Here is a 12,979-nt window from a genome sequence, read left to right as displayed (position 1 = left end):
TCCCTTCAGATCCGGAGACCCATACCATGAACGATCCAGTCGTTATCGTCGGCGCCGCGCGCACCCCGATGGGCGCCTTCCAGGGCGATTTTTCCAGCAAGACTGCCAGTGACCTGGGCGCCGTCGCGATCCAGGCCGCCGTACAGCGCGCCGGCGTCGATCCGGCCGCCGTCGAACACGTCTACTTCGGCAACTGCCTGATGGCGGGCCAGGGCCAGGCCCCGGCGCGCCAGGCGCTGATCAAGGCCGGCCTGCCGATGTCCACCGGCGCCGTAACGCTGTCCAAGATGTGCGGCTCGGCGATGCAGGCGGCCATCTTCGCGCACGACCAATTGGTGGCCGGCAGTGCCGATGTCGTCGTTGCGGGCGGCATGGAATCGATGACCGGCGCGCCCTACCTGATCCCGAAGGCGCGCGGCGGCTACCGCATCGGCCACGCGCCGATGTTCGACCACATGATGCTCGACGGCCTCGAAGACGCCTACTCGCGCAACGAAAAAACGGGTGAAGGCCGCTCGATGGGCACCTTCGCCGAAGAGTGCGTGGCCAGCTACGGCTTCACGCGCGAAGAGCAGGACAACTTCGCGATCGCCTCGGTCAAGCGTGCGCAGGCCGCCGCCACCGACGGTGGCTTCGACTGGGAAATCGCACCGGTCACCGTCACCAGCCGCGCAGGCGACACCGTCATCGACAAGGACGAAGGCCCGCTCAAGGCCAAGGTCGACAAGATCCCGTCACTCAAACCCGCGTTCAAGAAGGATGGCACCGTCACCGCCGCTTCGTCGTCGTCGATCAACGATGGCGCCGCCGCTCTCGTGATGATGCGCGAATCGACCGCCAAGGAACTCGGCCTGACGCCGATCGCGCGCGTGCTCGGTCACGCCACGCATGCGCAGGAACCGAACCTGTTTACCACCGCCCCGATCGGCGCGATGCAGAAGCTGTTCAAGAAAACCGGCTGGACGGCGGGCGACGTCGACCTGTACGAGATCAACGAAGCGTTTGCTGCGGTGCCGATGGCGGCGATGCGCGATCTGGCCATCCCGCACGAGAAGGTCAATGTGCACGGCGGCGCCTGCGCGCTGGGCCACCCGATCGGCGCGTCCGGTGCGCGCATCGTCGTCACGCTGCTTGGCGCGCTCAAGCGCACCGGCGGCAAGCGCGGTGTGGCGGCGCTGTGCATCGGCGGCGGCGAGGCCACGGCGATGGCGATCGAGCTGGTGTAAACCGGCCCGCACGGTGCGCTGCAACGATGAACAAAGCATGCGACTATTGAAGGTCTATCGTTGCCAACCCTTCACAAGGAGCACAGCATGCCCACTGTATTGATCGTCGGCGCCTCGCGCGGCATTGGCCATGAAATGGCCGCCCAATATCGCCAGGATGGCTGGCGCGTCATCGCCACCGCACGCAAGCAGGAAGACTGCGATGGCCTCGTCGCGCTGGGCGCCGAAGCGCACCAGCTCGACGTGCTCGATGCCGAATCGATCGCCGCGCTGGCCTGGCGCCTGGACGACGAAAAAATCGACAGCGCCTGGCTGGTAGCCGGCGTGTATGGCCTGGCCCACGGGAGCTTCCCGACCGGCCCCGAATTCGACACCGTCATGCACACCAATGTGCTCTCGGCGATGCGCCTGATTCCGATCGTCGCGCCGTTGCTGGCCGATTCGAAAGGCAAGCTGGCGGTGCTCTCGTCGCGCATGGGCTCCATCGGCGAGCGCTCGGGCACCGACGGCACGCTGTACCGCGCCAGCAAGGCCGCGCTGAATTCGGTGCTCAAGGATGCATCGATCACCTACGGCGCGCAAGGCGTGACCTGCATCGCCTTCCATCCGGGCTGGGTTCAGACCGATATGGGCGGCAGCGGCGCCGCGCTCACCGTGCAGGACAGCGTACGCGATCTGCGCGCCACGCTGGCCAGGGTGGACGCGGGCGCCAACGGCAGTTTCCTGAACCACGACGGCGAGCCGATCGCCTGGTAACACACAATAGCGAGACCCCATGATCCTGTCCGACGAACACCAGATGATCCGCGACGCCCTGCGCAGCTTTGCCCAGGAGCGCCTGGCCCCCAATGCTGCGCGCTGGGACCGTGAGCACCACTTCCCGCGCGAAGAATTGCAGGAACTGGCGGCGCTGGGCGCCTTCGGCGTGGCAGTGCCGGAGCAGTACGGCGGTGCCGGCCTGGATTATGTGGCGCTCGCGCTGGTACTCGAAGAAATCGCGGCCGGTGACGGCGGCGTCTCCACCATCATCTCCGTCAACAACTGCCCCGTGTGCAGCATCGCGATGATGTATGCGAGCGAAGCGCAGAAACAGCAGTGGCTGCGGCCCCTGGCGCAGGGTGAGCTGCTGGGTGCATTCGCGCTGACCGAGCCGCACACGGGCAGCGACGCCGCAGCGCTGCGCACGACCGCCACGCGCGATGGCGAGCATTACGTCATCAACGGCACCAAGCAGTTCATCACCAGCGGCAAGTACGGCGACGTGGCGATCGTCATGGCCGTCACCGACAAGGCGGCCGGCAAGAAGGGCATCAGCGCATTCTGGGTCCCGACCAACACGCCCGGGTACATTGTGGCCGGCGTCGAACACAAGATGGGCCAGCACTCGTCGGACACCGCGCAGATCGTGTTCGACAATTGCCGCGTCCCGCAGGAAAACCTGATCGGCGAAGAAGGCATGGGCTACAAGATCGCGCTGTCGGGCCTGGAGGGCGGGCGCATCGGCATCGCCTCGCAGGCAGTGGGCATGGCGCGCGCCGCGTACGAGGCCGCGCTGGCGTATGCGAAGGACCGCGAAAGCTTCGGCAAGGCGATCTTCGAGCACCAGGCGGTGCAGTTCCGCCTGGCCGAGATGGCGATGAAGATCGAGGCCGCGCGCCAGCTGATCCTGCATGCGGCGTCGATGAAGGATGCGGGCCTGCCCTGCCTGAAGGAAGCCGCGATGGCCAAGCTGTTCGCGTCCGAAATGGCCGAGCGCGTGGTGTCCGATGCAATGCAGGTCTTCGGCGGCTACGGCTACGTGGCCGACTTCCCCGTCGAGCGCATCTACCGCGATGTGCGCGTGTGCCAGATCTACGAAGGCACCAGCGACATCCAGAAAATCCTGATCGCCCGCGCATTGTGAACGGACCGTTGACCCTGCAGGCGCTGGTGCCGGAACAGCTGCCGCAGTTGTTCATGTACCTCGACGACCAGCTGCAGGAAAACGGCCGCGGTGCCGTGCCGCTGTTCCAGCCCATCTCGCGCGGGCAGTCGCGCCTGCCGCCCGACAAGGCGGCGTCGTTCGCCGCCAGTTTTACCGTGCCGTTCGGCCAGCCGCGCTGGCGTCGCATGTGGCTCGCGCTCGACGGCCAGGGCGCGATCGCCGGCCACGTCGACCTGCGCGCACGGCCTGAAATTGCGGCCTTCCACCGCGCGCTGCTGGGCATGGGCGTGCACCGCGATTACCGCCGTGCGGGACTGGGCCGTCAGCTGGTCGAGCACGCGCTGGCGTGGGCCAGCGTCACGCCGCCTCTCGAATGGGTCGACCTGGATGTCCTGTCGGGCAATCTGGCGGCGCGCCGGCTGTACGAGCGCGCCGGGTTCATCGTCACCGGCGAGGTGCACGACCTGTACCGGATCGATGGCGAGTCGCACGGCTCTGTGACGATGAGCCGGCGCCTTACGCCATACCCGAGGTAGGGTGGGCGGGTTTCCCGCCCACGCGTTCAACCCACCTGTCACAAGCCCGCGCGCTCAACAGCACCACCAGAAAATTCTCAGGACACCGCTGCTTCCAGCAGCGTGATCGTCTGCGCCCGCGTATCGAGCGTCGCGCGCACACCCATGGGCAGCGTGCACTGGTTGCGGATATGCCCAATGGAATAGCCACTCACCGCCGGAATGACCAGCGGATGCAGGTGCAGCGCCAGCGTGCGCTCGAGCGTCAGCGACACGTCCTCGTGTTCCGGCCCGCAGTTCTGGCAAATCCCCACCACCAGCGCCGCCGCATTGGCAAAGCCCCCGGCCAGGTCGAGCTGCGTCATCCAGCGGTCGATCCGGTACGGCGCCTCGTTGACGTCTTCCAGGAACAGGATGCTGTTGCCGATATCGGCCGCGTACGGCGTGCCGGCCAGCGCCGCGACCATCGACAGGTTGCCGCCCATGAGCGGCCCCGTGGCCACGCCGTGCGTGAAGGTATGAATGCCGAAGTGCGGCTCCTGCGCGGCGCGTTCGGCGTTCTCGAGCGACATCGGAATCGTGTAAGTCGCTTGCGGTTCGGTCAGCACTGCCATCATGTGCTGCGTCGCATAGTCGGTCAGCGTCGACGAGGCCACCGGTCCATGGAACGTCACGAGGCCCGTCTGCCTGACGATTGCCAGGTGCAGCGCCGTGATGTCCGAATACCCGATCAGCACTTTCGGATTGCGGCGGATCAGCGCGATGTCCAGGCCCGAGAGCAGCGAGATGCAGCCCGAGCCACCGCGGATCGGCCAGATCGCCTTGACCTCGGGATCGGCGAACATCGCATGCAGGTCGGCCAGGCGCTGCTGGCTTGATCCGGCGTAGTTGCCAAACACCTCTCGCAGATAGGCGCCAGGCTTGACCCTGAAGCCCAGCGCCTCGATATTGCGCACCGCCTTCTCGATGGCGGCATCGTTCGTGTAGCCGCCCGGCGCAATCAGGCCGACAACGTCGCCCCGGCGCAGGCGTGGAGGTTTGATGAGCATGGGTCGCGAAGAGGGACGCGCAGCAGCTGATGCAGTCACAGACATGGCGGCGGCAATGGCACCAAAGTGGCGGCGGTTGATCTTCATGTGCAATCCAGAATTAGCTGTAGGGTGGACGGCAGAGCCGTCCACCCTACCGGCCCGCGAGGCTTGCAAGCCCTCAGCCGGGGTCAGGTCTGACATTCGGACACGACCTCGGCCTTGGACCTTTCCAATGGTGTCTTGCACAGTATTGGCATGGCCCGGTGCAAGCCAGTTCTGACCACCCGATTGTCGAGCTTGTGTCCGAATGTCAGACCTGACCCCCGCTTTTTGATCAGAAGAACTTGTAGGTTGCCATCATCGTGAACGAACGGCCACGCGGGTCGGCGACACGCGGCTCCCAGCTGCTGCCGGCGCCGGTGTTGCTGTCGTAGGTGATCGCGAACGGTGGATCTTCGTCCAGGATGTTCTTGATGCCGGCGGTGAGCGTCAGGTTCTTGAAGCCCGTGTAGTTCGCGGTCAGGTGGAAGATCGAGTAATCGTCTACCTTGCTGTTGTACTCGGACGGCTTGATGCGGCCGCTGGCCACGCCTGGCAGCACCTGGTCGGTGTAACCCGAGCGGAAGATATTCTGCAGCATGCCGCTCCAGTTGCCGTACTTGTAGGTCACGTAGGCGCTATGCTTCCACTTCAGGCCCAGGTCGCCGGTGTACAGGAAGCGGCCGATTTCGCTCTCGCCGAATTCGGCGTTTCTGGTGGCGCGCGACTTCTTCTCGAGCAGGCGCGAACCGTCGATGCCGATGCCCCAGATCGAACCGGTGCTGAACTTGCCGGTCATGCGTGCGCCAACCTCCAGGCCGCGCGTGATGCGCTCGCCGGCATTGAGCCAGCGCTGGTCGATCTCGGTCAGGTTGCCGGCGGCGTCGCGACGGAACTGGTCCTGGAACAGGCTGTAGTTCGCGATCATGGTCACCGCATTGAACGAGTCGATCGTGTTTTCCTTGCGGATTTCCCACAGGTCGGCATTGGCCGAGAAGCCGCCGGCCGGCTCGAACACGACGCCCAGGCTGCCCTGCTTGGCCGTTTCCGGACCCAGCGTGTTCTTGCCGCCGGTGAGAACGACCGGATTGACGGCCTGGCAACCGGCGACTGCGGTGTCGACACGGCCGCTTGGGCAGGTAGCCGGATCGGCCAGGTCCTTGCCGACATACTGGCTCTCGGTCACGCCGTTGAACAGCTGGTTGAACGACGGCGCGCGGAAGCCCTCGTTGTACGAACCGCGGAACATCAGTTGCGGGATCGGCTGGTAACGGAACGAGACCTTCGGATTGGTCGTCGCGCCAAAGCCCGTGTAATCGTCGCGGCGGATGGCGAACGTCAGCTCCAGCGCCTGCGTGACCGGCACCAGCATCTCGGCATACACGGCCTTGATGTCGCGGCTCACCTTCGGCAGCGCATTGACGTCATCGAACGGCGCATTCAGGATCGCCGGGCGCGCACTGACGGCGCGCAAGTCGCCATTGAACTTGTATTCTTCGCGGCGCAGGTCGGTGCCCAGCGCCATCATCACGGCGCCGGCCGGCAGCTTGAAGATTTCACCCGACAGCGCGGCGTCGAACTGGGTCAGCGTCGTTTTACCGCCGTACATGACGACGCCGGCGGCCGAGGTGGCGCGGATCGCATCGATCGCGGCCTGGCTCTGGGTCTGGCCCGGCAGCAGGAACGGGTTGACGATGCCCGAGCCGAGCACATCGCGCAGCGCCGCCGTGTAGTTGTAGCCGGTGCCCAGCAGCGACTCCGATTCGCTGTAGGCGCGCGACAGGCCGACGCGATAATCGTAGCGGTTGCCGAACAAGGTCAGCGGCCCATCGGCGCCCACCAGCACGCGGCTGGCCTTGGTCTCGGTGGTGATCTCGCGGTTGCCGCACTCCATGCAGCGCCAGCGGTACGCGATCGGCAAGCCGTAGTTGGCGGAGATCCCCGGGAAGGTCTTGACCAGCGCGTTGTAGACGTCATTGTAGGCAGCGCCCGTGCTCGGGTAGAACGAGCTCGCGTTGAAGGTCGACGCCGATGGCGAAATCTGGTTCGGCGAGAAGCGCTTGGACACTTCGACGCGCGAGGCGACGCCTTCGGCGAACAGCTCGTGCTCGCCGATGCGGAAGGTGGCGCGGCCCAGCGCATTGGTGTTCTTGACCGGCTGCTGCAGCACGGCGGCGCGGCCCGTATCCCAGGCGCAGCCATAGGCGGCGCCCGGCGTGTCCCACAGCTTTTCGTCGTACGCGCCCATGCCGTCGATGCTGTCGCAACCGGCGCCGCCCGGCAGGTCGAGCAGGCTGATGCCGTTGTAGGCAACGCTGCTGCCCGGCAGGGTCGGGCCGGTGCCGGTGCGCGAGAGCAGCGTTGGCGCCAGCGTCGTGGCGAAGATATTGCCGCTCGGCGTACCGCGCGTATCGACCGACACGCCGCGGTTCGGCTGGAAGGTGTTGACGAAGTCCCGCTGGTTGCCACGCAGCGCCTTGTTCTCGCTGTGGGACAGGGTCGCCAGCACGTTCCAGCCCTGGGTATCGAGGTCGCCCCAGCCGCCGGTGAGGCTGGCGCGGCCGATTTCACCGCCGCTCGCCTCGGCCACGTCGGTGAAGGCTTGCGCTTCCAGGCCCTTGTAGTTCTTGCGCAGGATGAAGTTGATCACGCCGCCGATGGCGTCGGTGCCGTACACGGCCGACGCGCCATCCTTGAGCACTTCGACGCGCTCGACCGCCGCCATCGGGATCGAATTCAGGTCGACCGCCGAGCCCTTCATGCCGTGCGTCGCGACGCGCCGGCCGTTGAGCAGCACCAGCGTCGAATCGGAACCCTGGCCGCGCAGGTTGGCGCTCGAGGCGCCGTTGTTGCCGCGCTGGGCGCCCGACGTGACGTCGGCGTTCGAGGCCAGGTTGTCCGAGCCATTGCCGTTGATGTTCAGCGTGGCGATGAGTTGCTCGGCCGTGACGATGCCCTGGTCTTCGATCTGTTTGCGCGAAATGATTTCAACCGGCAGCGCGCCCTCCTTGGCGATACGCTTGATGCTCGAGCCGGTGATTTCCACCCGCTGCATCGACGTGTCGGTTTGCGCTTGCGCCACGAGCGGCATGGCAGCAGGGGCAACTGCCCCCATCAAGGCAATCAGCTGGGCCAGTTTCTTCAATTTCACGATGTTTCTCCTTGCGTTCCGGGGCGGTCGTCGGCCGGCGCACTGTATTGGACTGCACTGCGCCGGCCTGCGTGTCGCATGCCAAGTTGATTCTTGGCATTACGTTATGTTTTCAATTCAGAGTACGCTCACAATTTTGTGACAAGCCAATGAATTATCCGGAGGGGAGTATAACCAGCGGGAATATTTTCTTGCGGAAAAACTAACGAAATCTATCGCTCGCCCCTGACCGAGCGTGCCCTTTGCGCAACATCGATATCGAGGTAGCGCCAGTTCGTGAATTCGACGGGATGGCGTTTGTAGTTTTTCAACCACGGATGCCGCAGATCGCCCGATAAAACATGGGTCAACGGCACCCACGGGTTGTACGCATGGAGCAGCTGGTTCATCTCGAAATAGAGTCTGTTTCGCTCTGCACCATCCTGCAGCAAGCGTGCTTTTTCATAGCGCACATTGTATTGAGGCAGGTTGAAACGCGCGTAGTTGGCCCGCCCTGCATTGGGCCCGTACAACAGCTGATAAAAGTTGTCGCCGTCGGGGAAATCGGCGATCCAGTTACTCTCGAACATTTGCACCGTTCCGAGGCGCGAGGCCTTGATGATCTCGGTTTTCTTGTCGGACTTGAAAACGACGCGCACACCGATGGCATTCAGGCATTTTCGCCAGAGTTCATCGCGCAGGCGCCCGCCGACGGTCGCTTCGCTGTGCATCGTCAAGGTCAGTGGCTTGCCATCGGGTGCGCGCCGAAAACCATCCGGGTCGCGCCCGTCGTAGCCATGGCTGTCGAGCAAGGCATTGGCCAGCGCCGGGTCGTACGGCACCGGACTGCGGTAGCGCGGATCGTAGCCGCGCACGTTCGGTGGCAGCGGCGACTCGGCCTTGATCGCAAACCCTTTCTTCAATAGCGCAATGTCTTCGGCGCTGTTGTACGCCATCGAGATCGCACGTCGCAATGCAATGCGGTCCTTGCTGTAGCCGCCCACGACCGGGTCGGTCATGTTCATCCACATATAGTAGGTCTGCAGCACCGGAAAGCGCGACAGCACGATCCCGCGCGTAGCCAGTTCGGGCTTCAGGGCGCCGTCGTGCACGACCATCCCGGTCATCGATTCGGGGATCTGCTCCAGATAATCGTATTCGGCATTCAAAAAGCCCAGCATACGGCCCTGGAATTCCTCGGCAATGCGCACCTCGACCCGGTCCACGCGCGGCAGGCGCTTGCCATTCAGTGCGGCGGCAATCGCCCGGTCCTCCGGGTCATTACCGGGCGTGGCTGCAAACACGGCCGTGGAATCCGGATTGGCCAGCAATACGATGCGGTCGCTGCGCTTCCACTGCCCCAGCATGAACGGCCCGGTGCCGATCGGGTGATTGCCCGCCTGGCCCGGATACGCCTCAATGACTTCGCGCGCCACCACACTGCTGGCCGCCGTCGCCAGATAGAACAGGAAATTGTTGTCGGGCGCGGTCAGCTGGATGCGCAACGTATAGCGGTCCGGCGCCTGCAGGCCGGCCACCTCTACGTCCGGGCCGAAGCGCGCGCGCAGCGCGGCGTCGCCTGCGATCTTGCCTTCGAACATATACGCCCAGGGCGACTTGAGCGCCGGGTCGTACAGGCGCTTGAGGCTGTAGACATAGTCGGCGGCCGTGACTTCGCGCTTGCGGCCCTTGAACGCAGGGTCAGGCGTGAAATGGATGCCGGGGCGGATGCGGAAGGTGTAGGTCAGGCCGTCGCTGCTGACGGTCGGCATGGCCGTGGCCGTGTTGGGGCGCAACGTGGCCGGGCGCGCCAGGTAGTCGTAGCGCAGCAGCGGGTCGAACAGGTTTTCCAGCAGCGACAGCGTGGCGTTGTCGGACGCCACTGCCGGGTCGAGCCCCGTCTCGCTGGTCGAGAGGAACATGTGCAGGACCTTGTCCTGCGCCTGTGCCTGCACGACCGGGCATGACGCAAACAGGGACAGCGACAACAGCGCAGCAGCGGCGGAGCGAAATTTCATGACGGCAGATCCTTTGGAGCATCCCATACGGCGTGCCGTATCATAGGCGCGCCGCGCCTTGGCAAGCAACGCTCATAACTTTTGCGCATGGCGCGGCTGCATTCTTTCATCCACGCGGCTTGCCCTTGGCCCCTGGGCGCTGCACAATCGTCCGAACCCGGCGGCAACGCTTCGATCAGCACCGATCAGCACCTCTCAGCATTTACTGGTTATCGATGGCACTCAATTACATCTGGACAGGCTTCTTCCTCGTCGGCTTCCTCGCAGCAATGGCGCAGTGGCTCTTCCTTGGCGACACCGAAATCTTCAAGCGCATCATCGACGGCACCTTCGACTCGGCCAAGATGGCCGTGATGGACATCGCCCTGCCGCTGGCCGGCGTGATGACGTTCTGGCTCGGGATCATGAATGTCGGCGAGAAGGCCGGCGCCATCAACCTGTTCGCGCGCGTGATCGGCCCGTTCTTTTCGCGCATCTTTCCGGGCGTGCCGCGCAACCACCCGGCCAATGGCCACATGGTGATGAACTTCTCGGCCAATATGCTGGGCCTCGATAACGCCGCCACGCCGTTCGGTCTGAAGGCCATGGAAAGCCTGCAGTCGCTCAATCCGAACAAGGATGAAGCCACCGATGCGCAGCTGATGTTTTTGGTGATCCAGACCTCGGGCCTGACGATCATTCCGCTGGCCGTGATGGCCCAGCGCGCGGTGCTGGGCGCAGCCAACCCGGCCGACATCTTCATCCCGACGCTGATCGCGACCTACACCGCCACCATCTTCAGCATCATCATGGTGGGCCTGCGTCAGCGCATCAACCTGTTCGACCCGGTGATCTTCGCCTGGATCGGCGGCACCGCAGCGCTGATCGCGTCGATGGTCCTGTCCTTCACCTACTTCCTCGACAAGACGCAGATCCAGCTGGTGTCGTCGGTCGCAGCCAACCTGGTGCTGTTCGGCGTCATCGCCGCGTTCATGACCGGGGCGCTGCGCAAGAAGGTCAATGTGTTCGAGGCCTTCATCGAAGGCGCCAAGGGCGGCGTCGAAACGTCGATCAAGATCATCCCCTATCTGGTCGGCATGATCGTGGCGATCAGCGTGGTGCGCAACTCGGGCATCCTCGGCATGGTCACGAGCGGCTTCGCGTGGGTGTTTTCCGCGCTGGGTCTGCAGACCGATTTCGTCGGCGCGCTGCCGACCGCGCTCATGAAGTCGCTCTCGGGCAGTGGCGCGCGCGCCATGATGATCGATGCGATCAAGACCTATGGCGTGGACTCGTTCGTCGGCCGCCTGGCCAGCATCATGCAGGGCGCGTCGGACACCACGTTCTACATCATCGCGCTGTATTTCGGCTCGGTCGGCATTCGCAAGACGCGCTATGCGGTCAGCTATGGCCTGCTGGCCGACCTGGTCGGCATCATCGCTGCGATCTTCGTGGCCTATCTCTTCTTCGGTTAAGGATTCACGCATGTTCAAACGCGCCACCCTCGTCCTGTCGCTGCTGTGCGCCACGTCGCTCGCCCAGGCCCAGCTACCGGCGCCGGTGGCGCAGCTGATGCAGCAAAGCGGCATCGCAGCCAGCGAAGTGGGCCTGCTCGTGCTGCGCGGCGACGCCGCCGTGCTGTCGCACCAGGCGGCGCTGCCGATGCAGCCGGCGTCGACGATCAAGCTGGTGACGACGCTGATCGGCCTTGAGCGGCTTGGCCCCACGTTCCGCGGCCGCACCGAACTGCGCACGACCGGCGACGTCAAGGATGGCGTGCTGCGCGGCAGCCTGTACCTCAAGGGCGGCGCCGACGCCGACCTGGCCGGCGAACATCTCGAGGCCATGCTGCGCGCGCTGCGCTACCAGGGCATCGAGCGCATCGAGGGCGACCTGGTGCTCGATCGCAGCCTGTTTCAGCCGGCGCGGCCGGACGTCGGCCTGCCGCCGTTCGACGAGTCGCCCGACGCGTATTACAACGTGATTCCCGACGCCCTCCTCCTCAACAAGAACATGCTGCAGCTGGACATGCGCGCGACCGGCGCCACGCTGCAACTGCGCATGTACCCGGAACTAGAACGCGTGTCTGTCACGTCGGCGATGACGCTGGTCGAGCGCGATTGCGCGAAGTGGGAAGACGGCTGGCAGCTGCCCGAGACGCGGCGCGCGCCCGATGGCCGCATCGAGGTGGTCTTGCGCGGCACCTTCCCGAAAAACTGCAACCGCAGCTACAGCGTCAATGTGCTCGACCGCGACGATTACGTGGGCCGCTTCGTGCGCCGCGCCTGGACCGATCTGGGCGGCACGCTCAGTGGCCGCACGATCACCGGCGCCACGCCGCCCGATGCGCGCGTGCTGGCCGCGCACGCCGCGCGCGCCTTGCCGGAACTGGTCCGCGACATCAACAAGACCTCCGACAACACGCTGGCGCGCCTGCTGTTTCTGAGCCTGGGCAGCCTGCAGGGCGATCCCGTCGATGGCAGCCTGGCGCTCCCGTCTGGCGAGGTCACCACCTTCGCGCGCGCCGATGCCGCCGTGCGCGACTGGCTGCGTGCACAGCGCATCGACGACACCGGGTTCGTGATCGACAACGGCTCGGGCCTGTCGCGCACCGAGCGCATCAGCGCGCAGCAGATGGGCAGCCTGCTGCAGGCGGGCTTGAAGAGTCCATGGGCGCCCGAATTCCAGGCCAGCCTGCCGATCGGCGCGGTCGATGGCACCATGCGCCGGCGCCTGGCCGGCACGCCGGCCGCCGGGCGCGCGCGCCTGAAGACCGGCACGCTGCGCAACGTCACCGCCGTGGCCGGCTATGTGCCGGATGCCAATGGCAATCTGTGCGTGGTAGTGGCGATGGTCAACAGCGAACGGGCCGGCGACGGGCGCGGGCGCGCGGTGCTCGATGCGCTGGTCGACTGGGTGGCGCGGTCGGGAACCACACAAGCGGTAGCGGCGCAGCGTTGATACAAATTGTTACGGGATTGAACCGGCTTATCTTGCAAAATTAACAAAGTAATTAATGAACTGATACATTTTGTTAGTTTTTAGTAAGAAAACTTTGCCACAATAGTCATTTGTCCGACACCGCTACCGGTGATCGGTCCGGCCGGCGCCGACGCC

Annotated in this window: 9 protein-coding genes; 6 read left to right on the top strand and 3 right to left on the bottom strand. The window is 64.9% G+C overall.

The genetic code is table 11. The features are described 5' to 3' along the window. Positions 1–26 precede the first annotated feature (26 nt). From AC56LV_RS14880 to AC56LV_RS14865, 4 genes are all read left to right on the top strand, one after another. On the top strand, positions 27–1,226 hold the full coding sequence (locus AC56LV_RS14880) for an acetyl-CoA C-acyltransferase (RefSeq protein WP_332531255.1): 1,200 nt from the start codon (positions 27–29) through the stop codon (positions 1,224–1,226). An 87-nt stretch (positions 1,227–1,313) separates the two neighbouring features. Continuing rightward, positions 1,314–1,982 carry an SDR family oxidoreductase gene (locus AC56LV_RS14875; protein ID WP_499558722.1) on the top strand — a complete coding sequence of 223 codons (669 nt, stop codon included), beginning with the start codon at positions 1,314–1,316 and terminating at the stop codon, positions 1,980–1,982. 19 nt (positions 1,983–2,001) lie between these two features. Further along, on the top strand, positions 2,002–3,129 hold the full coding sequence (locus AC56LV_RS14870; RefSeq protein WP_499558720.1) for an acyl-CoA dehydrogenase family protein: 1,128 nt from the start codon (positions 2,002–2,004) through the stop codon (positions 3,127–3,129). Then, on the top strand, positions 3,126–3,686 hold the full coding sequence (locus AC56LV_RS14865) for a GNAT family N-acetyltransferase (protein ID WP_499558719.1): 561 nt from the start codon (positions 3,126–3,128) through the stop codon (positions 3,684–3,686). The genes AC56LV_RS14870 and AC56LV_RS14865 overlap by 4 nt, the downstream gene beginning before the upstream one ends. 77 nt (positions 3,687–3,763) lie before the next feature. Here the strand turns inward: AC56LV_RS14865 and AC56LV_RS14860 are convergent, their stop codons facing one another. The 3 genes from AC56LV_RS14860 to AC56LV_RS14850 all read right to left on the bottom strand — a co-directional run bounded on the left by AC56LV_RS14860 (position 3,764) and on the right by AC56LV_RS14850 (position 9,883). Then, on the bottom strand, positions 3,764–4,714 hold the full coding sequence (locus tag AC56LV_RS14860; RefSeq protein WP_499558717.1) for a S66 peptidase family protein: 951 nt from the start codon (positions 4,712–4,714) through the stop codon (positions 3,764–3,766). A 316-nt stretch (positions 4,715–5,030) separates the two neighbouring features. Beyond that, positions 5,031–7,886, bottom strand: coding sequence for a TonB-dependent receptor domain-containing protein (locus AC56LV_RS14855; RefSeq protein ID WP_499558715.1), 2,856 nt, complete (start codon positions 7,884–7,886; stop codon positions 5,031–5,033). A gap of 212 nt (positions 7,887–8,098) precedes the next feature. Continuing rightward, on the bottom strand, positions 8,099–9,883 hold the full coding sequence (locus tag AC56LV_RS14850; protein ID WP_499558713.1) for an ABC transporter substrate-binding protein: 1,785 nt from the start codon (positions 9,881–9,883) through the stop codon (positions 8,099–8,101). Between the two features lie 215 nt (positions 9,884–10,098). Between AC56LV_RS14850 and AC56LV_RS14845 the strand changes: the two genes are divergently transcribed. Next, entirely contained in the window at positions 10,099–11,337 is a 1,239-nt protein-coding gene (locus AC56LV_RS14845) for a nucleoside recognition domain-containing protein (RefSeq protein ID WP_499504158.1), read from the top strand. Between the two features lie 10 nt (positions 11,338–11,347). Continuing rightward, positions 11,348–12,823, top strand: coding sequence for a D-alanyl-D-alanine carboxypeptidase/D-alanyl-D-alanine endopeptidase (gene dacB / locus AC56LV_RS14840; protein ID WP_499558711.1), 1,476 nt, complete (start codon positions 11,348–11,350; stop codon positions 12,821–12,823). The last annotated feature ends 156 nt before the right edge of the window (positions 12,824–12,979 follow it).

The sequence above is a fragment of the Telluria sp. RB2R28 genome (assembly GCF_059685835.1).
This window is presented reverse-complemented; position numbering and strand designations above follow the sequence as displayed.